The organism is Virgisporangium aliadipatigenens (assembly GCF_016863615.1).
Classification (GTDB): domain Bacteria; phylum Actinomycetota; class Actinomycetes; order Mycobacteriales; family Micromonosporaceae; genus Virgisporangium; species Virgisporangium aliadipatigenens.
On record NZ_BOPF01000039.1, the window covers coordinates 19,863 to 43,296 of the forward strand.

Consider the following 23,434-nt stretch of genomic DNA (forward strand, 5'->3'; position numbering starts at 1 on the left):
GCCCCTCGGGCTCGCGACCGTCCTGAGAAGGAGATCGTCTACGTCGTCTTGCGGGTGGATATCGCCCTCCGGACGGAGAGCCGCTTCTTGTCGTCGCCGAGATCGACCAGAACCCGGTCGCCGTCGTGGATCTCGCCGGCGAGCAGTGCCCCGGCCAACTGATCCCCGATGGCGGTCTGTACCAAACGCCGCAACGGCCGGGCGCCGTAGACCGGGTCGTACCCGAAGTCGGCGAGCCAGTCCCGGCCCGCGTCGGTGACCTCCAGCAGCAGCCGCCGGTCGGCGAGCCGCTTGGCCAGCCGGTCCAGCTGGATGTCCACGATCGAACGCAGATCCTCGCTGGTCAGGCCGTGGAAGACGACCACGTCGTCGAGCCGGTTGAGGAACTCCGGCTTGAAGTGCCCGCGCACCACCGCCATCACCGCGTCGCTGCGCTGCTCGTCCGAGAGCGTCGGGTCGGCGATCACCTGCGAACCCAGGTTGCTGGTGAGGATGAGGATCGCGTTGCGGAAGTCCACCGTGCGCCCCTGACCGTCGGTCAGCCGGCCGTCGTCGAGCACCTGCAGCAGCACGTCGAACACGTCCGGATGCGCCTTTTCCACCTCATCCATGAGGACGACGGAGTACGGCCGGCGGCGCACCGACTCGGTCAGCTGGCCGCCCTCCTCGTACCCGACGTAGCCGGGCGGGGCACCGAGCAGCCGCGCCACCGAGTGCTTCTCGCCGTACTCGCTCATGTCGATGCGGATCATGGCGCGTTCGTCGTCGAAGAGGAACTCGGCCAGCGCCTTGGCCAGCTCCGTCTTGCCGACGCCGGTGGGCCCCAGGAAGAGGAAGCTGCCGGTGGGGCGGTCCGGGTCGGCGATGCCGGCGCGCGCCCGCCGCACGGCCGACGAGACGGCGGCGACGGCCTCCTTCTGCCCGATCACCCGACCGGTCAGCTGCTCCTCCATGCGCAGCAGCTTGGCGGTCTCGCCCTCCAGCATCCGGCCGGCGGGAATCCCGGTCCAGGACGCCACCACGGCCGCGATGTCGTCGGCGCTGACCTCCTCCTTCAGCATCGCGCCGGCCGCCTGCAGGCTGGTCAGCTCCGCCTGGGCGCGGGTCAGTTCCTGCTCCAGCTCGGGGATGCGGCCGTAGCGCAGCTCGGCGACGCGGGCCAGGTCGATGTCGCGTTCGGCGCGCTCGGCCTCGCCGCGGAGGCGTTCGAGCTCCTCCTTGACGGTGCTGATCCGGCCGATGTGCTCCTTCTCGACGTGCCAGCGCTCGGTCAGGGCGGAGAGCTGCTCCCGGCGCTCCGCCAACTCGGCCTGGAGGCGGCTGAGGCGTTCGGCGCTGCCGGCGTCGGGCTCCTTGGCGAGCGCCATCTCCTCGATCTCCAGGCGGCGCACCACCCGCTCGATCTCGTCGATCTCGGTCGGGCGCGAGTCGATCTCCATGCGCAGCCGCGAGGCGGCCTCGTCGACCAGGTCGATGGCCTTGTCCGGCAGGAAGCGGTCGGTGATGTACCGGTCCGAGAGCGCGGTCGCGGCGACCAGCGCGCCGTCGGTGATCCGCACGCCGTGGTGCACCTCGTAGCGTTCCTTGAGGCCGCGCAGGATGCCGATGGTGTCCTCGACGCTCGGCTCACCCACCACGACGGGCTGGAAGCGGCGCTCCAGCGCGGGGTCCTTCTCGATGTTCTCCCGGTACTCGTCGAGCGTGGTGGCGCCGACCATCCTCAGCTCGCCGCGGGCGAGCATCGGCTTGAGCATGTTGCCGGCGTCCATCGAGCCCTCGCCCTTACCGGCCCCGACCACCGTGTGCAGTTCATCGAGAAACGTGATGATCTGTCCGTCGGAGTTCTTGATTTCCTCGAGAACGCTCTTGAGCCGCTCCTCGAACTGCCCCCGGTACTGGGCACCGGCGACCATCGCCGCCAGGTCCAGCGACACCAGGCGCTTGTCGCGCAGCGACTCGGGCACGTCACCGGCCACGATGCGCTGGGCCAGCCCCTCCACGATGGCGGTCTTGCCCACGCCCGGCTCGCCGATCAGGACGGGATTGTTCTTCGTGCGCCGGCTGAGTACCTGGATGACCCGGCGGATCTCCGAGTCGCGGCCGATCACCGGGTCGATCTTGCCTTCCTTGGCCCGGGCGGTCAGGTCGACGCTGTACTTCTCCAGCGCCTGGTAGGTCTGCTCGGGCTCGTCGCTGGTGACCTTCCGATCGCCGCCCCGGACCTGGGGGAACGCCGCCACGAGCGCCTCCTCCGAGGCACCCGAGCGCTTGAACAGCTCGGCGACCTGCCCACCGGTGCGGGCGAGCCCGACCAGCAGGTGCTCGGTCGAGGTGTACTCGTCCCCGAGCGAACGGGCGACCTGCTCGGCGGCCCCGATCGCGTTGGCGAACTCCCGGGACAACACCGGCTCGGCCACGCTCGAACCGGTGGCCGAGGGCAGCTTGTCGAGGGCGAGGGCGGCGGCGCGGCGCACGTCGGCCTGGTTGGCCCCGACGGCGCGCAGCAGTGCGGTGGCGGTCGAACCACCGGTGTCCAACAGAGCCAGCAGCAGGTGCCAGGGCTCAACGGTGGCGTGTCCGCGCTGCTTGGCCATGGCGACCGCGGAGGTGATCACCTCGCGGCTCTTCCTGGTGAGGCGTTCGGCGTTCATGACTCCCCGATAGGTGAGTGAAGGACGGCGTGGATACGGGTTGAGTCTACCCGGCTCAACTTTCCGCGCCTACTCTCCTTCGAGCACAACGTGGAACCAGGACCGCTCCCCGCCCTGCCCGACACCGAGCCACACCTCGCCCGGCCGGCCGAACGCCTGCACCGTGCCGTCCGCCGCCGCCCGCACCCGCTGCACGTAGCCGCCGAGATCCTTCGGCCACCAGTACCCCGTGTTGGACAGGAACCCGAACCGGCTGCCGGCCATCGCCAGATAACCACGCCCGAGCGCCACCGACGAGGTGCGCTGCGGACCCAGATCACGCGCCTCGCCGACCCCGAACCAGTGCCCGTCGCCGAGCAGCCACACGTTCACGATGCCGGACGGGCCGCCGGTGACCAGCCACAGTTCCGTCCCGTCGGCGGAGACCTCGAGGTCGACACTGGTCGGCGCCGGCGAGGAACCGGGTGGATCGGGCACCGCCTCCCAACTGCGGCCGCCGTCCCGGCTGGTCGCCACGTGCACCCGCCCCTCCTGCACGGACGCCGCCCACCGCTGGCGGGTCGCCGCGGCCGTCGCGCCGGCCCGCACCTGGCCCGGCAGCGCCGCCTGGCCGACCGGCACCTCCACCTCGATCAGCGGCCGGGTCTGACACACGCTGCCGAACGCGCAGTCCGGATCGCTGTCGCGCGCCGCGGCGATCAGTTCCGCCGGCAACTCGGCGACCGCCGTGAACGTCCGGCCGCTGTCGCGCGAGAAGAACCAGCTCCGCGGCCCGGTGTAGATCAGCACGGTGTGCGCGTCGACGGCGTCCATGTGCAGCTCGTCCGCCCAGGCGAACGGCAGCGGCCGCTCCAGCCAGCTCTGCCCGCCGTCGAACGTCACGAACAGCGCGCCCCGGCACCGCTGCCCGCAGTCGGCGAAGAGCGCGAAGCCGGTCTCCGATGACACGAACTCCAGCCCTCGAACCTGCTGACCGGTGAGCACGTCCACTTTGTTGTACCGCTCACCGGTGGGCACCCGCGGCACCGGGGATCCCATCGACGACGGTGCCGGCCGGGGCGGCGGGGTCGGCTCACAACTGCCGCCACCGCTGGCCGCACCGATCAGAAGCAGCACGATGAGCAACGTCGACCGTCTTTGATGCGTGCCCATCGGCGCCCCCGCTGCCAGTGAACACCCGGCGTCGAAGTGCCGTCTACACCACGTCGCGAATAACGGTATGTGATCGGCCGATTTCGGGGTCTTCCGCTCGAGCCCATCGACCGGTTACCGTGACGCCGTTCCACCCCTGGGGCCGGGTATCGGGAGTCGCCGTGAGCGTGCAGCAAGAGTCTTTCCGGGGTTTCGCCAACCCGGTCGATCCGGCGCCCGAGGAGTTGCGGGCGTGGGCCTACCGACCTGACTCCGTTCAGCTCGAGGACATGCCGGTCGACTGGGACCTTCTGGTCTCCAGCGATCGTCTGGTCCCCACGGTGTTCGAGCTGGCGCTGGATCCGGCCTGTCCGGCGCGGCGGTTCGCGCTGCACTCGCTGTACATCTACGCGGCCGACGCCATCCGGACCAACTTCCGGGCGCACCCGAAGCGGAAACTGCGCAAGTTCGTGGAGCTGGCCGAGGAGCAGGGCGACCAGTGGCTCACCACGTGGGCGCACAACGTGCGGCAGCTGCAGAGCGACCCGAGCCGGTTCGACTACCACGACTGGTGCGAGGGCGGGCTCGTTCGCAACCCGCGCCGCATCACCTGACCCCTTCGGGTAGTCGCCTCGGGCACACCGCACGTCACCGCCGCCTCTCGTCGGAGACAGTGACACGCGTCCATGCTCGACGCATGAAGTCACTGACACGCATAGTGATCACACTGGCGGTCGCCGGTTCGACGTTGGCGATCGCCGGCGCACCGGCGCGAGCTGCGTCCTGCACGACGCAGCGTTCCGGCACCAACGGAGCGTCGGCCACCTGCACCTCCGGCACCTACCGGGTCGGCATCGAGTGCGTCGTCCTGAAGCCCGGCGACCCGATCTCCACCATCCACTACGGCCAGTGGAAGACGGGCGGGGTCGCCTCGACGAAGTCCTGCGCCGGCGGCTCGCGCCTGTTCGACTTCTGGGCGGAGGAGGACTAGCCCGTCATACGCGAACGGGTGCGGCCCTGGGGGGACGCACCCGTTCCGCGGCGAACCGCTACCGCTGCCGCCAGACCACGACGGCGCTCTGGCTCAGCGGGACGATCTCCCGCCCGCGCGGGAACCCGGCCGAGCGGGTCTGCTCCAGGAGCTGATGCGCGTGCTCCAGCGCCTGCTCCAGGTCGGCGACCCGCTGCTGCAGCTCGGTCACCCAGTTCTCCAGGTCGATGATCCGCTTGATGCCGGCGAGGTTGACGCCCTCTTCCTGGGACAGGCGCTGGATCTCGCGCAGCAGCGCGACGTCGCGGGCGCTGTACCGGCGGCCGCCGCCCGGCGTGCGCTGCGCCTGGACCAGCCCCAGCCGGTCGTACTGGCGCAGCGTCTGCGGATGCATCCCGGCCATCTTGGCGGCCACCGAGATGATCAGGACCTTGGCCTCGGCCTCGAACTGCGTCACTGGGTCGACCTCCGTCCCGCCGCCCGGCGCAGCTCCGCGTCGATGCGGTCCCGCGACGCACGCGGGATGTGCGCGGCGAACTCCTCCAACGCCTTGCGCGCCTCCGGCGACAACTCCTTCGGCACCTCGACCTCAATGGTGACAAGCAGGTCGCCCGGCGCACCACCCCGGCGCGGCACCCCACGCCCCCGAACCCGCAGCACCCGGCCGGTCGGCGTCCCCGGAGGCACCCGCACGGTCACCTGACCGTCGAGCGTGGGCACGGTCAGGTCCGCGCCCATCGTGGCCTCCACGAACGTCACCGGCAGCGTCAGCGCCAGATCGTGCCCGGTGCGCGTGAACAGGTCGTGCTGCTTGACCCGGATCAGCACGTGCAGGTCGCCGGGGGGCCCACCGCGTTCGCCCGGCTCGCCCTTGCCGGCCAGCCGGATCCGCTGCCCGTCGGCGACCCCCATCGGGATGCGCACGGTCATGGTGCGCACCTTCGAGACGGCGCCGCTGCCCCGGCACTCGGGGCACTTCTCGTCGACGATCGTGCCCACGCCCTGGCAGTCCCGGCACGGGTCGGCCAGCTGGAACGCCCCCTGATTGGAGGTGACCAGGCCGACCCCCTTGCAGGTCGGGCAGGTGCGCGGCTCGGTGCCCGGCTTGGCCCCGGAACCCTTGCACACCTCGCACTGCCCCGGCGCCCGGATGGTCAGCGGCAGCGTGGTGCCCTGCACGGCCTCGACGAAGTCGAGCGTCAGCTCCGCTTCGACGTCCCGTCCGCGGTTGCGCCGTCCGTCCGCCTGCTGGCCGCCCGCCTGGAAGAACGAGCTGAACAGGTCGGAGATCCCGCCGCCGAACCGCCCGCCTGCCGCGGTGCCCGCACCGGGAGCCGGCCCCCGGTTGGCGAACAGGTCGCCGAGGTCGAACGGCACGCCTCCGCCGCCACCCCCGCCGGTGCGCGGGTTGCGCCGGAACGCACCCGAGCCGAACAGCGCGCGGGTCTCGTCGTACTCCTTGCGCTTGGCCGGGTCGGAGAGCACGGCGTTGGCCTCGGAGACGTCCTTGAACTTCGCCTCCGCGGCCTTGTCGCCGGGGTTGTGGTCCGGGTGCGACTCCCGGGCCAGCTTCCGGTAGGCCTTCTTGATCTCGTCGGTGGAGGCGGATCGGCCGATCCCCAGCACCTTGTAGTAGTCCTTCTCCAACCAGTCCTTGGAGCTCACCGTCCGCCTCCCCTCCGCTTACTCAGGATCCGCCACGCCGACCAGGGCCGGTCGGAGCAGCCGTTCGCCCAGCAGGTAGCCGCGGCGCATAACCGTGACGCACGTCGGCTCCGTCACGTCGGCGGAGGTCGAGTGCGCGACCGCCTCGTGCCGGGTCGGGTCGAACGGGTCGCCCTCCTCGCCGAAGGGCGTGAGGCCGAACTTCCCCACCGCCGCGACCAGCTGGTCGGCCACCGCCGCGAAGGGACCCGTGAGGTCGCCGTGGTCGCGTGCCCGATCCAGATCATCGAGAACGGGCAGGAGCGCCGCGAGCACGTTGCCGCTGGCCTGTTCGACCACCAGCGCCTTGTCCCGCTCGACCCGCTTGCGGTAGTTGGCGTACTCGGCCGTGATGCGCTGGAGGTCCTTGGTGCGCTCCTCCAACTGGGTGCGCACCTTGGCCAGTTCGGCCGGGCCGTCCTTCTCCGCGGCCGGCGCCGCCTCGGGCTCGGCCTCCTTCGCTTCCTTCTCCGCGGGGTCCGTCACGGAGTCGGCGGACTCCGTGACGTCCTTGGCGTCCGCGTCGACCTCGTCGGCCTTCGCGGCGTCGTCGGTCACGCCCTTGTCGGCGTCACGCGGCGCGTCGGTCACTTCTTGTCGTCCTCGTCAATGATCTCGGCGTCGACCACGTCGTCGGCGGCGTCCGTCTTGGTGAACGACGGGCCGCCGCCCGCCGCGTCACCGGCGCCACCGTCGAAGGGACCGCCGCCCGGCGTCTCACCCGCACCGGTCGCCTGCGCCTGCTGGTACAGCGCGCTGCCGGCGGCCTGCGAGACGGCCACGAGCTTCTCGTGCGCGTCCTTGATCTTCTCGGTGTCGGTGCCGCCGAGCGCGGAGCGCAGGTCGCCGAGCGCGTCCTGGATCTCGCCCTTGTTCTGGTCCGGGATCTTGTCGCCGTTCTCCGCGAGGAACTTCTCGGTCTGCCACTGCAGCGCCTCGGCGAGGTTACGGGTCTCCGCCTCCTCCTTGCGCCGCTTGTCCTCGTCGGCGTGGTCCTGGGCGTCGCGCATCATGCGCTCGATGTCGTCCTTGGGCAGCGCGGAACCGCCCGTGATCGTCATCGACTGCTCCTTGCCGGTGCCGAGGTCCTTCGCACCGACGTGCACGATGCCGTTGGCGTCGATGTCGAACGTGACCTCGATCTGCGGCACGCCACGCGGCGCCGGCGGGATGCCGGTCAGCTCGAACGTCCCGAGCTTCTTGTTGTACGCCGCCATCTCGCGCTCGCCCTGGTACACCTGGATCAGCACGGAGGGCTGGTTGTCGTCGGCGGTGGTGTAGACCTCGGACCGCTTGGTCGGGATGGTCGTGTTGCGCTCGACGAGCTTGTGCATGATGCCGCCCTTGGTCTCGATGCCCAGGGACAGCGGGGTCACGTCGAGGAGCAGAACGTCCTTGACCTCACCCTTGAGCACACCGGCCTGCAGCGCGGCGCCCACGGCGACGACCTCGTCCGGGTTGACGCCCTTGTTGGGCTCCTTGCCACCGGTGAGCGTCTTGACCAGGTCGGTGACGGCCGGCATGCGGGTCGAACCACCGACGAGGATCACGTGGTCCACGTCGCTGACCTTGATCCCGGCGTCCTTCACGGCCTGCTCGAACGGGCCCTTGCAGCGGTCCAGCAGGTCCTGCGTCATCCGCTGGAACTCGGCCCGCGAGATGCTCACGTCCAGGTGCAGCGGGCCGGAGGCCGACGCGGTGATGTAGGGCAGGTTGATGGTGGTGTTGGAGGCGGCGGAGAGTTCGATCTTCGCCTTCTCGGCGGCTTCCTTGAGCCGCTGCATCGCCATCTTGTCCTGCGCGAGGTCGATCCCGTGCTGCCCGCGGAACGTCTTCACCAGGTGGTCGATGATGCGCTGGTCCCAGTCGTCACCACCGAGGTGGTTGTCACCGGAGGTCGACTTGACCTCGATGACGCCCTCGCCCAGCTCCAGCAGCGACACGTCGAACGTGCCGCCACCGAGGTCGAAGACCAGGACGGTCTCCTCCTTGGAGCCCTTGTCGAGCCCGTAGGCCAGGGCGGCCGCGGTGGGCTCGTTGACGATGCGGGAGACGGAGAAGCCCGCGATCTCGCCGGCCTCCTTGGTGGCCTGCCGCTGGGCGTCGTTGAAGTACGCGGGAACGGTGATGACGGCGTCGCTGATGGTCTCGCCGAGGTACGCCTCCGCGTCGCGCTTGAGCTTCATCAGCACGCGCGCCGAGATCTCCTGCGGGGAGTAGCCCTTGCTGTCGATGTCGATGGACCACTTGGTGCCCATCTCCCGCTTGACCGAACGGATGGTCCGGTCCGGGTTGGTCACCGCCTGCCGCTTGGCCACCTCGCCGACGAGCACTTCGCCGTTGCGCGCGAACGCGACGATCGACGGCGTCGTGCGGGCGCCCTCGGCGTTGGCGATGACGGTGGGTTCGCCACCTTCGAGAACGGCGACCACCGAGTTGGTGGTCCCCAGGTCGATGCCGACCGCACGTGCCATGGTGGTGTTCCTCCGGATTGGCTATGCATGGAGAGTTGAGTCTGACGGGCTCAAGGTTAGAAGTTGAGTCTGCCAGGCGCAAGTATGCCCGACCGCGGGTTGGACTGTCGCGTTCGGCACTGATCAGGCACCCTTTACACCGTGACCTCACAGAGCGACCCTTCGCAGCCACCGGGCGAGTCCGGGCGGGCGCGGGCGCTCACCCCGGTTCCCCTGGCCAGGCGCACCAACAAGCCCAGCGAGCCGGGGCCGCCGGGGCCGCAGCCGACGCCCCGACCGGAGTCCGAAACACCGGCGGTCCCATCGTCGGTGACCGAACCGTTACCTACCCGGACGCCGCGCGAAGAGGCCGCGCCGGACATCCCTTCGGACGCTCCTGCGCCCGCTCCCGCCGAGGCCGCGGCGGGGCCCCAGCCCGACGGGCCGGCGCCCACCGAGCCGACATCCACGGAGACGCCCGCCGAGCCGACCGACGAAGCGCCGTCGGCCGTCGACCTGCCACCGACCGACGAAGCCGATCAGACGGAGCCGCCGGGCGAGCCCGCGCCGCCGCCGCAGCACGAGCCGGGGGACGGGGCTGCGGCGGAGCCGGAGACACCCGCCGTGCAGGAGCCGGACGTTCAGCAGGTGCGGCTCACCCTTCCCGAGATCCCCGCGGAGACGGATAGCGGGGCGGGGCCGGAGGCCAGGGCCGACGAATCGGCCAACCCGTTCTTCGCCCCGGCGTACGACCCGACGTTCATGCGGGAGGAGCCGCTGTTCCTGCCCGCCGACCAGCCGGATCCCTCCCTGCGCGGTGGCGCCCGCAGCCGCCTCGCCGCCGCACCCGCCGCACCGGAGAGGCCGGCCCGGGAGACGCCGCTCCCGGAGAAGCCGCTCCAGAAAAAACCGAAGCAGCAGCCGGACATCACCGCCGGCGGGGTGCCGTTCCTGATGCAGGCGCTCGGGCGGCTGCGGGACGTGCTCGTCTCGACCAGGTACACCCTGCGCACCCCGAGCGCGGAAAGGGCCACCGCGGACGCGGCCGCCACCCTGGCCCAGCTCGACGACTACCTGCTGCCCCGGCTGAGCCGGCTCGACGCGCCGCTGCTCGTGGGGGTCGGCGGTTCGACCGGTGCGGGCAAGTCGACGCTGGTCAACAGCCTGGTGCGGGCGCCGGTGAGCACACCGGGCGTGCTGCGGCCGACGACCCGGGCGCCCGTTCTGGTGTGCAACCCGACGGACTCGTCGTGGTTCTCCGCCAATCAGCTCCTGCCGGGGCTCACCCGCACCGCGAGCCCGAGCAACGACCCGGAGTCGATGCAGGTGGTGACCGCGCCGGGAATGACGCCGGGGCTGGCGTTCCTGGACGCGCCCGACATCGACTCGGTGGTGGAGGCCAACCGGGCACTCGCCGGGCAACTGCTCGCCGCCGCCGACCTCTGGCTGTTCGTGACGACGGCCGCGCGCTATGCGGACGCGGTGCCGTGGGGGCTGCTGCGCACCGCCCGGGAGCGCGGCACCGTCGTGGCCCTGGTCCTGGACCGGGTTCCGCCGGGGGCCGCGGACGAGATCGGGCCGCACCTCATGGGCATGTTGCGGGAGCACGGCCTGGCGAGCGCCCCGCTGTTCGTCCTGCCCGAGACCTCCCTCGACGGTCAGGGCCTTCTGGCGGAACGGGTTGTGCTCCCCCTGCGGGCCTGGTTCGACAAGCTGGCGAGTTCGGCGGCTGCGCGTTCGGCCGTGGTGCGGCAGACCGTCGGCGGGGCGGTCGACGCCCTGCAGCCGACCGTCGGGCGCCTGTCGGCCGCGGCCGAGGACCAGGTGAGCGCGGTGCAGGCGCTGGACGAGGCGGTGCGCACGGCGTACCGGGAGGCGTACCAGGCCGTCGAGAAGGGCATGCGCGACGGCGTGCTGCTGCGCGGGGAGGTGCTCGCCCGCTGGCAGGAACTGGTCGGCACCGGCGACCTCATGCGTGCGCTGCAGGCGCGGATCGGCCACGCGCGGGACCGGGTGGTGGCCGCGCTGACCGGGCGACCGGCGCCGGGGAAGCAGTTCCAGGCGGCGCTGGAGTCGGGCGTGGTGACGCTGATCCGCAGCGCCGGTGCCGACGCGGCCGAACGCACGGCCGCCGCCTGGCGGGCCCACCCGGCCGGCAAGGAGCTGGTGACGGCCGAACTGGCGTTCCCCTCGCCGGAGCTGGGCGAACGCGCCGAACGGCTGGTCCGCGACTGGCAGCGCGGCGTGCTGGACCTGGTGCGCGAGGAGGCGCAGGGCAAGCTGGCCCTGGCCAAGGCGAGCGCCTACGCCGTGAACGCCACCGGGCTGCTGGTGATGGTGAGCGTCTTCGCGGCGACGGCGTTCATCCCGACCGGGGCCGAGGTGGCGACCGCGGCCGGCACGACGATCGCGGCGCAGAAGGTGCTGGAGGCGATCTTCGGCGATCAGGCGGTGCGTTCCCTGGCGGAACGGGCGCGCACGGATCTGCTCAAGCGCGTCCGCACCGCCCTGAACGCCGAGGCGGACCGGTTCGACGCGGTGCGCGCCTCGACCGGGGTCGACCTCGGCTCTGCGCAACGGCTGCGCGACGCGGCCGCCGCCGTGGCGACCGCCCGCCGGGTCACCGACCTTCCGGCGCACGCGACCCAGGAGCTGCCCCGCCTCGCGCTGAACGGCGCCACCCGGCCGCCGACGGAGGAGCCCACGTGACGCTCACGACCAGCCCGTCCCGCGTCAACGCCGACGATCTCGTCAGCCGGGTCGAGGCGCTGAACGCGTTCCTGCAGACGGTCACCGGTGCCGTGCCGGAGGCGACGCTCGGCAAGGCCCGCGAGGTGGTGACGAAGGCCGGCAAGCGGCTCGCGCTGTCCCGGGACCACACCGTCGTGGCGCTCGCCGGGGCGACCGGCAGCGGCAAGTCCAGCCTGTTCAACGCCATCGCGAAGCTCCAGCTCTCGCAGGTGGGGGTGCGCCGGCCGACGACCGGTCTGGCACACGTCTGCGTCTGGGGACCGGACCGGGCCAAGCCGCTGCTGGACTGGCTGGGCGTGCCGTCGGGGCGCCGGTTCAGCCGGGAGAGCGCGCTCGACGGCGACGACGAGGCCGCCCTGCGCGGGATGGTGCTGGTCGACCTGCCGGACTTCGACTCGGTGCACGAGTCGCACCGCGCCGAGGTGGACCGCCTGCTCGAACTGGTCGACCTGGTGGTGTGGGTGCTCGACCCGCAGAAGTACGCCGACAAGGTGGTGCACGAGCAGTACCTGAGCCGGTTCACCCGGCACCGCGACATCACCGTGGTCGTGCTCAACCAGGCCGACCTGCTCGGTCAGACCGACGCCGAACGCGTCGTCGCCGACCTGCGCCGGCTGCTCGACGCGGACGGGCTGGTGGACGTTCCGGTGGTGATCACGTCTGCGGTGACGGCGCCGGGGACAGGTGCCCTGCGCCATGCGCTGGAGTACGGCGTGTCGAGCCGGCAGGGCCTGCTGCGCCGGTTGACCGCCGACGTGAAGGCCGTCGCGGAGGACCTCGCGCCGCTGGTGTCGGTGGAGGCGGGCGAGGCCGCGCTGGACCGGGACACGGTGCGCCGGCTGAGCGACGCGCTCGCCGACGCCGCCGGTGTGCCGGCCGTCGTGGAGGCCACCGAGCAGGCCTACCTGCACCGGGCGGGCCGGGCGATGGGCTGGCCGCTGGTGCGCTGGTTCCGGCGGATGCGGCCGGATCCGCTGCGGCGGCTGCACCTCGGGGGAGCGGGGCAGGCGGAGGTGGTGCCGGCGAGTTCGCTGCCGACGTCGACCGCCGCCGAGAAGGCCGCCGTGGCGCTCGCCGGGCGGGCCGTGGCGGACCGGGCGGTGAGCACGCACGGCTCCGGCGGCGTGCGCGCGCTTCCCGAGCCGTGGCCGGCCGCGTTGCTGGCGGCGGCGCGCTCGAAGCTGCACGACGTTCCCGACGCGCTCGACGTCGCGATCACCCGGACGGATCTCGGGTTGGCCGAACACCGGCTCTGGTGGCGGGTGGTGGGCATCGTCCAGTGGGTGGCGGCGGCGGTCGCGCTGGTCGGGCTCGCCTGGCTCGGGGTGCGGCTGTTGTGGCTGGTGCTGGGGCTGCCGGACCTGCCGGCGCCCACGTACGGCGGCATCCCGCTGCCGACCGCGATGCTCGCCGGTGGCCTGCTGTTCGGGTTGCTGCTGTCCGTGGTGGTCCGCCCGCTGATCACCATCGGCGCCCGCCGGGCCCGTCGCAGCGCCGACAAGAAGCTGCGCAACGCCGTCGCCAACGTGGCCGCCGAGATGATCGTCGAACCGGTGCGCGCGGTGCTGGGTTCCTACGGGCGGGCGCGGGAGACCCTCGCCCTGGTGCGGAAGAACTGAATGGACCTGCCCTACCTGCGGGAACACCCCGAGCATCTGCCGGCGTTCCTGACCCATCAGCGGCTGCGCGAGACACCCGTCTCCGGCGGCTCGATCTGTGTGGCGCAGCGGCTGACCCTGGAGGACGGCGCGTCGGTCTTCGCGAAGTCGCTGACCGGTGCGCCCGACGGCTTCTTCGCGGCCGAGGCCGCCGGGTTGCGGTGGCTCCGCGAGGCTCAGGCCGTTCCCGTGCCGGAAGTTTTGGTGGAACTGCCGGAGCTGTTGGCGCTCGAATGGATCGAGCCCGACGAGCCGTCGAAGCCCGCGGCGGAGCGCTTCGGGCGCGACCTGGCCGACCTGCACCGGGCCGGGGCCGACGCGTTCGGCGCGCCCTGGCCGGGGTTCATCGGGCGGCTGCCGTTGGACAACGCGGCCGGCGACGCGCGGTGGGCGGAGTGGTTCGTGGCGCGGCGGCTGGCGCCGTTCGTGAAGCTGTCGGTCGACCGGGGCGCGATCTCGGCCGCCGACGCCGCGGTGCTGGACCGGGCGCTGGAGCGGATCCCGGCCCTCGGCGGCGACGAGCCGCCGGCGCGCATCCACGGTGACCTGTGGTCGGGCAACGTCGTGTGGGCCGCCGACCGCGTGTGGCTGGTGGACCCGGCCGCCCACGGCGGTCACCGCGAGACCGACCTCGCGCTTCTCGCACTTTTCGGTGGAACGCCTCTGCTGGAACGCGTCATCGCCGCCTACGACGAGGCGTGGCCGCTGGCCGACGGCTGGCGCACCCGGGTCCCGGCGCACCAGCTGTACCTGCTGCTGGTGCACACCGCGCTCTTCGGCGGCGGCTACCGGGACGCCGTGATGCGGGCCGGGCGGGCACTCCTGTGAGCACCCGCCCGGGCCCCTGTTACCAGCGGTTCTTCGGCAGCGACGGCGCCGTGGCGCCGCGCGCGTGCGGTTCGAAGACCGGCTCGACGGCCGGGCAGCTCGCGCCACGCGGCGGCAGCTTGCCGGTGATCAGGAACGCGTCCGTCTTGCCGGAGACGCAGGTGCTCTTCTCGTAGGCGTAGTGCCCCCAGCCGTCGTAGCGAAGCAACGGCGCCTTCGCCTGGGACGCGGCGGCGGTCGCCCACTGCCACGGGGTCGCCGGGTCGTACCGAGAGTTGACCATCAGGAGCGAGTCGACGCCGCGGATCTTCAGGTCGTGCTGCGGGTTGCGGACCCTGTTCTCCAGGCCGATGCAGCCGAGCGTGGCGCCCCAGCCGAGCGGCGACACCTGCATGTCCGGCGCCACCAGGGTCTGCGACGCGATGCGCATGGCCTTCAGTTCGGCGTAGTTGCGCACCGGCAGCGCCCAGTCCTCGCAGAACACGGCGGTGAACGGGTCGGTGACCAGTTCCTGCACGGTCGGGCCCTCGAACGCGCCGGCCGGCAGTTGCGCGGTGGCGCCGTTGCCGGCCTTCTCCAGGGTGTCCATCAGCTCGGTGACGTAGTCCCAGTTGGGGCCGTAGAACGAGCCGTTGAGCTCGCTCAGGTAGCGCAGCGGCGTCACGACCCAGGTGCTGCCGTCGGGCAGCTCGAAGACCAGTTCGCCCGCCTCGGCCTTCTTGAGGATCTCGTGGTGGATCGCCCGCACGTCACGGCCGTGCTGGATGCACAGCGTGCTGCGTCGACACCAGGCGACGAACTGGTCGAAGTTCTCCTGCGCGGCGCGGCTCTCCGTGCTGACGAAGCCCCACGTGGTCTTCAGGCTGTGGTCCATGTTGCTGTCGAGCACGAAGCGGCCCACCCGCTGCGGGAACAGCTCGGCGTAGGCCGTGCCCATCAGCGTTCCGTAGGAGATGCCCAGGTAGTTGAGCTTCTTGTCGCCGAGGCCGGCGCGGATCGCGTCCATGTCGCGGGCCACGCTGTTGGTGTCCACGAAGTCGTACAGCGGTCCGGTGTTGCGCCGGCAGTTCTCCACCCAGGCGCGGTTGAACGCCTTCAGCTCGTCGAACTGCGCCTGATTGGTCGGCTCCTCGAAGGCCGGGAACGGCTGGTCCTCGCACTGCACCGGGTGGCTGTTGCCGACCCCGCGCGGGTCGAACCCGACGAGGTCGTAGTGCCGCTGCAGTTCCTTGGTGAAGATGTCCCCGGTCTGCTTGATCAGCTCGGCGCCGGGACCGCCCGGACCGCCAGGGTCCATGACCAGGGTGCCCACCCGGGCGGCCGGGTCGAGCGCCTTGCGCCTGGCCAGCGCGATCTGGATGGTGGGGCCGTTCTTCCGGCTCCAGTCGATCGGAACGGTGACGGTGCCGCAGTCGGCTTCCGGAGCGTCCACGCACGGCGCCCACGCGATCGGCGGGACCGCGCCGGCCCCGTCGGGTGCCGGTGCCGCCTTCGCGACCCCGGGCAGCAGGCCCACCAGCGTGACGGCGCCGGCGAACGCGACGGTGACGCGTCTGCCTGTTCGGTTCACGTAGCCTCCCCCTAGTTCATCAACGAACTTGACTGGGGAAAACCTTGGTACATCGATGCACATCACGCATCCCCCTCAGGAGGCACGGGCACCCTTAGGGATCCGGGTAGGGTTGGCTGATGACGGTGCGGGCACTGACCGACCGCTACGGTCGGGTCGCCACCGACCTGCGCGTGTCGTTGATCGACAAGTGCAATCTGCGCTGCACCTACTGCATGCCGGCCGAGGGCCTGACCTGGCTGCCGAGCGAACGACTCCTCACCGACGACGAGGTCGTTCGCCTCGTGCGCATCGCGGTCACCCGGCTCGGGGTCGATGAGATCCGGTTCACCGGCGGGGAGCCGCTGCTGCGGCCCGGACTCGTCGGGATCGTCGCCGCGACGGCGGCCCTCGATCCACGCCCACAGATCTCGCTCACCACCAACGGCATCGGCCTCACCAGGCACGCGTCGCCGTTGCGGGAGGCCGGGCTGGACCGGATCAACGTCTCGCTGGACACCCTGGAGCCCGAACGCTTCTTCGAGCTGACCCGCCGTCGCCGACTGACGGAGGTGCTCGACGGGCTCGATGCGGCACGGGCCGCCGGGCTCGGGCCGATCAAGCTCAACACCGTGCTGATGCGCGGGGTCAACGACGACGAGGCCGTTCCGCTGCTGCGTTTTGCGCTGGCCCAGGGCTACGAGCTGCGGTTCATCGAACAGATGCCGCTCGACGCCGGGCACGTGTGGCGGCGGGACACCATGGTCACGGCCGCGGAGATCCTGGCGGCTCTGCGCACGACGTTCCACGTGGAACCGGACCCGGAGCATCGCGGCGCCGCACCCGCCGAGACGTGGCTGGTGGACGGCGGACCGGCGAAGGTCGGGGTGATCGCGAGCGTGACCCGCCCCTTCTGCGGCGCCTGCGACCGGACCCGGCTCACCGCCGACGGCGCCGTGCGCTCGTGCCTGTTCAGCCGCACCGAGACCGACCTGCGCGGGCTCCTGCGCGACGGCTCCTCCGACGACGCGATCGCCGACGCGTGGGCCGGGGCGATGGCCGCCAAGCTGCCCGGGCACGGGATCGACGATCCGTCGTTCCTGCAGCCGAGCCGGCCGATGTCGGCGATCGGGGGCTGACATGGTGCTGGTGCGTTACTTCGCCGCCGCGCGCGCCGCGGCCGGGGTCACCGAGGAGAAGATCGAGGCGGACTCGCTCGGCGCCGTGGTCGAGGCCGTCGTTTCACTTCACGGGGAACGCCTCGCGCGGGTCCTCACCGCATGTAGCTTCCTGGTCGACGGCCTCTCCAGCCGTGACCTCGCCGCTCCGTTGCAGCCGGGGGCGACCGTCGACGTGCTGCCCCCGTTCGCCGGAGGATGATCATCGTAGTGTTCTTCGTGGTGCTGTTCGCCGTTCTCGGACTGCTCCACCTGTACCTGTGGAAACGGCTCGTCAAGGACACGTTCGTCAGTCGCCGGCGGCGACGCGTGGGCGGGTGGGTGACGGTCGCGCTCGCCGTGATGACGGTCGGCACGTTGATCGCCACCCGGTCGGCGCCGATCTCCGTGTCCCGGTGGATCGCGTGGCCGGGGTACGTGTGGCTCGCGATCATGTTCTACCTGTTCGTGATCCTGCTGGTGTTGGAGATTCCGCGGCTGGTGCTGCGGCTGACCTGGGCGCGCGGGGGCGCGGATCCCTCGGCGCCCGCGGTGTCGGCGGCGGCCGGGTCGGTCGGGGTCTCCCGGGACGACGACGCGGCCTCTTCCTCCTCCCCCGCCTCCTCGGACGACCCGGCCAGCGGTGTTGTCGGCCGGGACGTCGGCGTCGACGCGGTCGCATCGCCGGGTGCTGCCGGGCCGGCCGGGACCGGCGCCGCGGCTCCGGATACCGACGGGGCGGCGCCCAACCCGTCGCGGCGGCTGCTACTCGCCCGCGGTCTGGCCGTCGCGGCCGGCGTGACCTCCGTGGCGACGGTCGGCTACGGCATGACCCAGGCCCTCGGCGGCCCGCAGCTCGACCGGGTGCGCGTCCCGCTGGCCAGACTCCCCCGCGGCATGGACGGCTTCCGCATCGCCGTCGTCTCCGACATCCACCTCGGCCCGCTGGCCGGCCGGGCGCACACGACCCGGATCGTCGACGCCATCAACGGCACCGACCCGGACCTCATCGCGATCGTCGGCGACCTGGTCGACGGCAGCGTCGAGGAACTCGGTGCCGCCGCCGAACCGCTCGCCCGGCTGCGCGCCACGCACGGCAGCTTCTACGTGACCGGCAACCACGAGTACTACTCCGGCTATGAGCAGTGGATCGACGAGGCCGCCGAGTTGGGCCTGCGCCCCCTGCAGAACGAACGCGTCGAGATCGACGGCCTCGACCTCGCCGGCGTCAACGACGTCACCGGCGACGCCTTCGCGCACGGCCCCGACTTCGAGAAGACGCTCGGCGACCGGGACCGCGACAAGGCGGTCGTGCTCCTCGCCCACCAGCCGGTGGTGGCCGAGGACGCGGCCCGGTACGGCGTCGACCTGCAGCTGTCGGGCCATACGCACGGCGGGCAGATCCAGCCGTTCGGGGCGCTGGTGGCCGTGGAGCAGCCGATCGTGTCCGGGCTCGGGACTGTCGACGGCACCAAGGTCTACGTGACGAACGGCGCCGGGTTCTGGGGGCCGCCGGTGCGAGTGGGAGCGCCGCCCCAGGTCTCCGTGATCGAACTCCGCACCACCTGACCGGCCCGCGCCGGCCCTCAGTCGAGCAGGTAGGGGCCCTGGGTGACGGCCAGTCGGGCACGGCGCATGCCACTGCGGTAGGCGATGGCCCAGCCGTCGTCGCCCTGGGGCAGCTGAGCGATGTCCGCGTCGGCGACGGCGATCTCCCGGTCGACGTCGGCGAGCACGCGGCGCCGTTCGGCCCGGCGGGCGTCCTCCACCCAGGAGGCGAGGATCAGGATCGCGCGCGGGTTCATCCGCCAGGCGAGGACAGCGTCGCGCTTGTCGTAGACGGTGGTGACGTCGCGCATCGCGTGGGCGAGCACCTCCGCCGCACCGGCCTCGGAGATCGGCGGCCTCTTCGTGGTCGTCATGCCGAGCGATCGTGGCGGATATCGGGCCGCCGGCGCAGGTGCCACGGTGGGGACATCCGCTGTCACCTTCCGCTGTCCTGCGCCGCGCGCGAGACTGGGCCGCATGGGCGACGACCGGCCCCCGTGGGCCCGACGGCTACGCGCGGAACGCCTCGCCCGAAGCTGGTCACAGGCCGACGTGGTGCGTGCGCTGGCCGCCCACGGAAATCTCGCCGGCCACGACTCGCTCGTGCGCCAGTGGAAGCGCTGGGAGTCCGGCGAGGTGCACCCGGGTCCGTTCCACCAGCGGATCATCGCGCGGACCTTCGGGACCGCCACGGCCGTGATCTTCCCGCCCGAGCGCGATGACCCCCGTCCGACGGCCGACGCCGAGCTGTCCACGGTCGAGGTCCTCGAACGCATCCGCGCCTCCGCCGTCGACCAGGCGACCATCGACGCGCTGCGGCACACGGTGCAGCGGCTCAGCCGCGAGTACTCGCACGCCTCCCCGGCGCCGCTCCGCGACGAGGCCCAGCGCTGGCTGTCCCGCTTGACCGGATTGCTCGACCGGCGACTCAGCCTCGCCCAACACCGGGAGGTGCTCGTTCTCGCCGGGCGGCTGGCGCTGCTGGTGGGCTGCGTCGAGTACGACCTGGACCGGCGCGCCGACGCGGAGGCGACCCGCCGTGCCGCGCACTCGCTCGGCAAGGAGGCCGGGAGCGCGGATGTGGTCGGCTGGGCGCACGAGATGAGTGCCTGGTTCGCGCTGACCCAGGATCGCTGCCGCGCGGCGATCGCCGCTACCGATGCCGGCCTCGACGCCGTCGACCTCTCGCACAGCGTCGGGGTGCAACTGCTGGCGCAGCGTGCCCGGGCGTGGGCCCGCCTCGGCGACCGGCGCGAGGTCGAGATCTCCCTGGATCGCGGCCGGGCGCTGCTGGACTCGCTGCCCTACCCCGAGGACGTCGACGATCACTTCGTCGTGGACCCCGCCAAGTGGGACTTCTACATCACCGACTGCTATCGCGATCTCGGCGAGGACACGCTTGCCGCCATGTACGCCCACGAGGTGCTGCGCACGTCGACCGATCCGACGGGTGCGCTGATCAAACCGATGCGCGCGGCGGAGGCACGTATCACGCTCGGCGTCGTGGCCGCGCGGGCCGGTGAACTGGAGGAGGCGCTCGCCGAGGGCGAACGGGCGCTGTCGCACGGCCGCCGTTCGTTGCCGGGCCTGCTGATGCGATCCCGCACGCTGGCCGCCGCGCTGCGTAAGCGCTTCCCGGGAGAGCGTGCCGTGGACGAATTCACGGAGCGGCTGCGCGCGCTCGCGTCCTGACCGACGGATGATCGTGGATCTTGGTGCACGAGGGTTGATCCACTGCGCCGGAGGCAGCACTGGTGCTCCACGATCCACGATCTTCACCCTGGGGAGCACGCCCCGACCGGCGTGGCGGTGTCGGCCGCCGGGACGCGGGCGTGACATCATGCGCTGTGCCTCCGGACAGCGTCGGAACTTTCGTTGCGGACCTGCACATCCACTCGAAGTACTCGCGCGCGTGCAGTCGCGATCTCGACCTGGACAACCTGACCTGGTGGGCCAGGCGCAAGGGCATCACCCTGCTGGGCACCGGCGACTTCACGCATCCGGCGTGGTTCGACCATCTGCGGGATGCGCTCGTGCCGGCCGAGCCCGGCCTGTATCAGCTCGCCCCGGAACGCGCCGAGGCGATCGCCCGCAAGCTGCCGCCGGTCCTGGCGAGCGCGGATCAGCCGGTGCGGTTCCAGCTGTCGGTGGAGATCTCCACGATCTACAAGCGTGGCGACAAGACGCGCAAGGTGCACCACCTGATCTACCTGCCGGACTTCGAGGCGGTGCAGCGGTTCAACACGGCGTTGGGGCGGATCGGCAATCTCGGCTCCGACGGGCGGCCGATCCTCGGGCTGGACTCGCGGGACCTGCTGGAGATCACGCTGGAGGCGAGCCCGGACGGGTACCTGGTGCCGGCGCACATCTGGACGCCGTGGTTCAGCGCGCTCGGTTCGAAGTCGGGTTTCGACGCCATCGCCGACTGCTACGCCGACCTGGCCCACCACATCTTCGCCGTCGAGACGGGCCTCTCCTCCGACCCGGAGATGAACTGGCGGGTCTCCTCGCTCGACAACTACCGCCTGGTGTCGAACTCCGACGCGCACTCGCCGCCGGCCCTGGCCCGCGAGGCGACGCTGTTCAGTACCGCGCTGGACTACTTCGCCGTGCGCGAGGCGATGCGCACCGGCGAGGGACTCAGCGGCACGATCGAGTTCTTCCCCGAGGAGGGGAAGTACCACGCGGACGGGCACCGCGCCTGCGACGTCAACTGGCAGCCGGCGCAGACCCGCGAGGCACAGGGGCGCTGCCCGGTCTGCGGCAAGCCGCTGACGGTGGGCGTTCTGCACCGGGTGGAGGAGTTGGCGGACCGGCCGGAGGGCTACGAACCCCAGGGAGCCCCGGACGTCACGCACCTGATCCAGCTGGCCGAGATCCTCGGCGAGGTCAACCGGGTCGGGCCGAAGTCGAAGACGGTCGAGACGCAGCTGCGTTCGATGGTGTCGACGCTCGGCCCCGAGCTGGGGATCCTGCGCGACGTGCCGCTCGACGACGTGACCCGCGCCGGCGGCGAACTCGTCGGCGAGGCCATCGGCCGGTTGCGTCGCCGCGAGGTGCACCGCGTCCCCGGATACGACGGCGAGTACGGGGTCATCCGCCTGTTCGAGGACGCCGAACTGCGCACCGACGGCGCGGACACGCTGTTCGACGTGGCGCCGGTGCCGAAGCAGCGCACGGCCGAACCCAAGCCGAAGGCGCCCCGCGTGAAGGCCGAGCCGCCCGCGCCGCCTCCCCCGCCGCCGCCCGCCGTCTCCCCGCACCGGGAGTGGGAGCCCATGCTGGCCGGCATGGAGGAGGTCGGCACCGGGCTGCTCGACCGGCTGGACGCGTTGCAGCGGGTCGCGGCGGCCGCGCCCGGTGGGCCGGTGCTGATCGTGGCCGGCCCCGGGACGGGCAAGACGCGCACGCTGACCCACCGGGTGGCGTACGTCTGCGCCGAGCTGGGCGTCTACCCCGAACGCTGCCTCGCGATCACGTTCACCCGCCGGGCCGCGGAGGAGCTGCGCGAACGCCTCGACGGCCTGCTCGGTCCGGTGAGCGCCGACGTGACCGTGGCGACGTTCCACAGCCTGGGCCTGTCGATCCTGCGGGAGAACGCCGCCGCCGTGGGCCTGTCGCCGGAGTTCCGCATCGCGGAGGAGTCGGAGCGGATCACGGCGCTGATCGAGTCCGGCGCCGCGAGCACCGAACGCGAGGCCCGCAAGCTGATCACCAACGGCGTCCCGGGTGAGCACACAGCCGCGTACGCGAAGGCGATGCGGGCCCGCGATCTGGTGGATCTCGACGAGCTGCTGACGCTCCCGGTGGCGCTGCTGCGCGACGACCGGAAGGCGAAGCAGCGCTACCGCGAGCGCTTCGAGTGGATCTTCGTCGACGAGTACCAGGACGTCGACCCCGTGCAGTACGAACTGCTGCGCCTGCTCTGCCCGCCGGACGGCAACCTGACCGCGATCGGGGACCCGGACCAGGCGATCTACTCGTTCCGCGGTGCCGACGTCGGCTACTTCCTGCGCTTCTCGCAGGACTTCGAGGACGCCCGCACGGTGCGCCTGACCAGGAACTACCGCTCGTCCGCGCCGATCCTCGCCGCGGCCGTCCAGGCGATCGCCCCGTCGTCACTGGTGCCGGGGCGGCGCCTCGACCCCGCCCGGGTCGACCCCGAGGCGCCCCAGATCGCCCTCTATCCGGCCGGGTCGGTGGACGACGAGGCGGCCTTCGTTGCCCGTTCCATCGATGAATTGGTGGGTGGGACGTCGCACCGCACGGTCGACTCGCGGGCGGCGACCCCGGACGGCGTCGGTTTTTCCGACATCGCGGTCCTGTACCGGACGGACGGGCAGGCGGCGGCGGTCGTGGACGCGCTGTCGCGGGCCGGGATCCCGGTCCAGAAGCGCTCGCACGACCGGCTGCGGGACCGCCCGGGCGTCGCGGTGATCGCGCAGGAGCTGCGCTTCGCGAGCGGGCTCGGGGGCTCGATCGCGGCCCGGATCCGGCTGACCGCCCAGGTCCTGACCGAGCGGCCGGCGCTGGACGCCGCGGTCCCGCCGGAGGACCTGTGGTCGGCGGTCGAGCTGCTCACCCCCCTCGCGGCCCGCTGCGGCGACGATCTACCTACCTTCCTGGGGGAACTGGCAACCGGCGCCGAGGTGGACGCGTGGGACCCGCGCGCCGACCGGGTGACCCTGTTGACGCTGCACGCGTCGAAGGGCCTGGAGTTCCCGGTGGTGTTCCTCGTGGGCTGCGAGGACGGCCTCGTCCCGCTGCGCCGGCCGGGGAAGCCGCTGACGCCCGACGAGGAGGCCGAGGAGCGCCGGCTCTTCTTCGTGGGGCTGACCCGCGCGCAGGACCGCCTGTTCGTGTCGCACGCCAGGCGCAGGTTCCGCCACGGCGCCGAACGCGACATGCCCGTCACGCCGTTCCTGGCCCCGATCGACGCCGGCCTCTTCGAACGGCGGGGCGCCGATGCCCCGAAACGCCCGAAGGACCGCCAACTCCGCCTGATCTGAGTGG

17 protein-coding genes and 1 pseudogene are annotated in these 23,434 nt (G+C 71.9%); 10 read left to right on the plus strand and 8 right to left on the minus strand.

Going from position 1 to position 23,434, the window contains the following annotated elements; genetic code table 11:
* Nucleotides 1–38: 38 nt before the first annotated feature.
* Both clpB and Val02_RS38115 read right to left on the minus strand, forming a co-directional pair.
* Nucleotides 39–2,651 carry an ATP-dependent chaperone ClpB gene (clpB, locus tag Val02_RS38110; protein WP_203904184.1) on the minus strand — a complete coding sequence of 871 codons (2,613 nt, stop codon included), beginning with the start codon at nt 2,649–2,651 and terminating at the stop codon, nt 39–41.
* A gap of 69 nt (nt 2,652–2,720) precedes the next feature.
* A complete protein-coding gene (locus tag Val02_RS38115; protein WP_203904185.1) occupies nt 2,721–3,767 on the minus strand; it encodes a beta propeller repeat protein in 1,047 nt (348 codons plus the stop codon).
* A 197-nt stretch (nt 3,768–3,964) separates the two neighbouring features.
* On the opposite strand from Val02_RS38115, the gene Val02_RS38120 reads away from it, so the two are divergent.
* Nucleotides 3,965–4,396 (plus strand): hypothetical protein, encoded by a 432-nt coding sequence (locus Val02_RS38120; protein ID WP_203904186.1) that lies wholly within the window; start codon nt 3,965–3,967, stop codon nt 4,394–4,396.
* A gap of 83 nt (nt 4,397–4,479) precedes the next feature.
* A complete protein-coding gene (locus tag Val02_RS38125) occupies nt 4,480–4,773 on the plus strand; it encodes a hypothetical protein (RefSeq protein WP_203904187.1) in 294 nt (97 codons plus the stop codon).
* A gap of 58 nt (nt 4,774–4,831) precedes the next feature.
* Here Val02_RS38125 and Val02_RS38130 read toward each other — a convergent pair whose 3' ends face one another.
* From Val02_RS38130 to dnaK, 4 genes and pseudogenes are all read right to left on the minus strand, one after another.
* On the minus strand, nt 4,832–5,176 hold the full coding sequence (locus Val02_RS38130; RefSeq protein ID WP_203904242.1) for a heat shock protein transcriptional repressor HspR: 345 nt from the start codon (nt 5,174–5,176) through the stop codon (nt 4,832–4,834).
* Nucleotides 5,177–5,226: 50 nt separating this feature from the next.
* Nucleotides 5,227–6,438, minus strand: coding sequence for a molecular chaperone DnaJ (gene dnaJ / locus Val02_RS38135; protein WP_203904188.1), 1,212 nt, complete (start codon nt 6,436–6,438; stop codon nt 5,227–5,229).
* Between the two features lie 18 nt (nt 6,439–6,456).
* Nucleotides 6,457–7,056, minus strand: a pseudogene (grpE, locus tag Val02_RS38140) (nucleotide exchange factor GrpE); the annotation flags it as partial.
* Between the two features lie 8 nt (nt 7,057–7,064).
* Nucleotides 7,065–8,951, minus strand: a complete 1,887-nt coding sequence (dnaK, locus tag Val02_RS38145; RefSeq protein WP_203904190.1) for a molecular chaperone DnaK — start codon at nt 8,949–8,951, stop codon at nt 7,065–7,067.
* A 933-nt stretch (nt 8,952–9,884) separates the two neighbouring features.
* On the opposite strand from dnaK, the gene Val02_RS38150 reads away from it, so the two are divergent.
* Genes Val02_RS38150 through Val02_RS38160 form a run of 3 tightly spaced genes read left to right on the plus strand, consistent with a single transcriptional unit; the run spans nt 9,885 to nt 14,167 of the window.
* On the plus strand, nt 9,885–11,639 hold the full coding sequence (locus Val02_RS38150) for a P-loop NTPase family protein (protein ID WP_239153659.1): 1,755 nt from the start codon (nt 9,885–9,887) through the stop codon (nt 11,637–11,639).
* Complete coding sequence (locus Val02_RS38155; RefSeq protein WP_203904192.1) at nt 11,636–13,300, plus strand: GTPase; 1,665 nt, start codon at nt 11,636–11,638, stop codon at nt 13,298–13,300. Before Val02_RS38150 ends, Val02_RS38155 begins: the two co-directional genes overlap by 4 nt.
* Nucleotides 13,301–14,167, plus strand: coding sequence for a fructosamine kinase family protein (locus tag Val02_RS38160; protein ID WP_203904193.1), 867 nt, complete (start codon nt 13,301–13,303; stop codon nt 14,165–14,167).
* A 19-nt stretch (nt 14,168–14,186) separates the two neighbouring features.
* Here Val02_RS38160 and Val02_RS38165 read toward each other — a convergent pair whose 3' ends face one another.
* Nucleotides 14,187–15,737 carry an alpha/beta fold hydrolase gene (locus tag Val02_RS38165; RefSeq protein ID WP_239153647.1) on the minus strand — a complete coding sequence of 517 codons (1,551 nt, stop codon included), beginning with the start codon at nt 15,735–15,737 and terminating at the stop codon, nt 14,187–14,189.
* A gap of 119 nt (nt 15,738–15,856) precedes the next feature.
* On the opposite strand from Val02_RS38165, the gene moaA reads away from it, so the two are divergent.
* The 3 genes from moaA to Val02_RS38180 are packed head-to-tail and all read left to right on the plus strand — an operon-like array spanning nt 15,857 to nt 18,442.
* Entirely contained in the window at nt 15,857–16,855 is a 999-nt protein-coding gene (gene moaA / locus Val02_RS38170; RefSeq protein ID WP_203904195.1) for a GTP 3',8-cyclase MoaA, read from the plus strand.
* 1 nt (nt 16,856) lies between these two features.
* Complete coding sequence (locus Val02_RS38175; RefSeq protein ID WP_203904196.1) at nt 16,857–17,096, plus strand: MoaD/ThiS family protein; 240 nt, start codon at nt 16,857–16,859, stop codon at nt 17,094–17,096.
* A complete protein-coding gene (locus tag Val02_RS38180) occupies nt 17,093–18,442 on the plus strand; it encodes a metallophosphoesterase (protein WP_203904197.1) in 1,350 nt (449 codons plus the stop codon). Before Val02_RS38175 ends, Val02_RS38180 begins: the two co-directional genes overlap by 4 nt.
* Before the next feature lie 17 nt (nt 18,443–18,459).
* Here the strand turns inward: Val02_RS38180 and Val02_RS38185 are convergent, their stop codons facing one another.
* Complete coding sequence (locus tag Val02_RS38185; RefSeq protein ID WP_203904198.1) at nt 18,460–18,795, minus strand: hypothetical protein; 336 nt, start codon at nt 18,793–18,795, stop codon at nt 18,460–18,462.
* A gap of 103 nt (nt 18,796–18,898) precedes the next feature.
* On the opposite strand from Val02_RS38185, the gene Val02_RS47830 reads away from it, so the two are divergent.
* Both Val02_RS47830 and Val02_RS38195 read left to right on the plus strand, forming a co-directional pair.
* Nucleotides 18,899–20,113, plus strand: a complete 1,215-nt coding sequence (locus Val02_RS47830) for an NsdA family TPR-like regulatory protein (protein WP_239153648.1) — start codon at nt 18,899–18,901, stop codon at nt 20,111–20,113.
* A 140-nt stretch (nt 20,114–20,253) separates the two neighbouring features.
* Complete coding sequence (locus Val02_RS38195) at nt 20,254–23,430, plus strand: UvrD-helicase domain-containing protein (protein ID WP_203904199.1); 3,177 nt, start codon at nt 20,254–20,256, stop codon at nt 23,428–23,430.
* Nucleotides 23,431–23,434: the final 4 nt, after the last annotated feature.

Bases quoted from the DNA above. Each gene is read 5' to 3' on its own strand.
- Val02_RS38130 (WP_203904242.1), bottom strand. From the start codon at position 5,176: ATGGCCGGGATGCATCCGCAGACGCTGCGCCAGTACGACCGGCTGGGG.
- Val02_RS38160 (WP_203904193.1), top strand. From the start codon at position 13,301: ATGGACCTGCCCTACCTGCGGGAACACCCCGAGCATCTGCCGGCGTTC.
- dnaK (WP_203904190.1), bottom strand. From the start codon at position 8,951: ATGGCACGTGCGGTCGGCATCGACCTGGGGACCACCAACTCGGTGGTC.
- Val02_RS38175 (WP_203904196.1), top strand. From the start codon at position 16,857: ATGGTGCTGGTGCGTTACTTCGCCGCCGCGCGCGCCGCGGCCGGGGTC.
- Val02_RS47830 (WP_239153648.1), top strand. From the start codon at position 18,899: ATGGGCGACGACCGGCCCCCGTGGGCCCGACGGCTACGCGCGGAACGC.
- moaA (WP_203904195.1), top strand. From the start codon at position 15,857: ATGACGGTGCGGGCACTGACCGACCGCTACGGTCGGGTCGCCACCGAC.
- Val02_RS38185 (WP_203904198.1), bottom strand. From the start codon at position 18,795: ATGACGACCACGAAGAGGCCGCCGATCTCCGAGGCCGGTGCGGCGGAG.
- Val02_RS38180 (WP_203904197.1), top strand. From the start codon at position 17,093: ATGATCATCGTAGTGTTCTTCGTGGTGCTGTTCGCCGTTCTCGGACTG.
- Val02_RS38125 (WP_203904187.1), top strand. From the start codon at position 4,480: ATGAAGTCACTGACACGCATAGTGATCACACTGGCGGTCGCCGGTTCG.
- Val02_RS38150 (WP_239153659.1), top strand. From the start codon at position 9,885: ATGCAGGCGCTCGGGCGGCTGCGGGACGTGCTCGTCTCGACCAGGTAC.
- clpB (WP_203904184.1), bottom strand. From the start codon at position 2,651: ATGAACGCCGAACGCCTCACCAGGAAGAGCCGCGAGGTGATCACCTCC.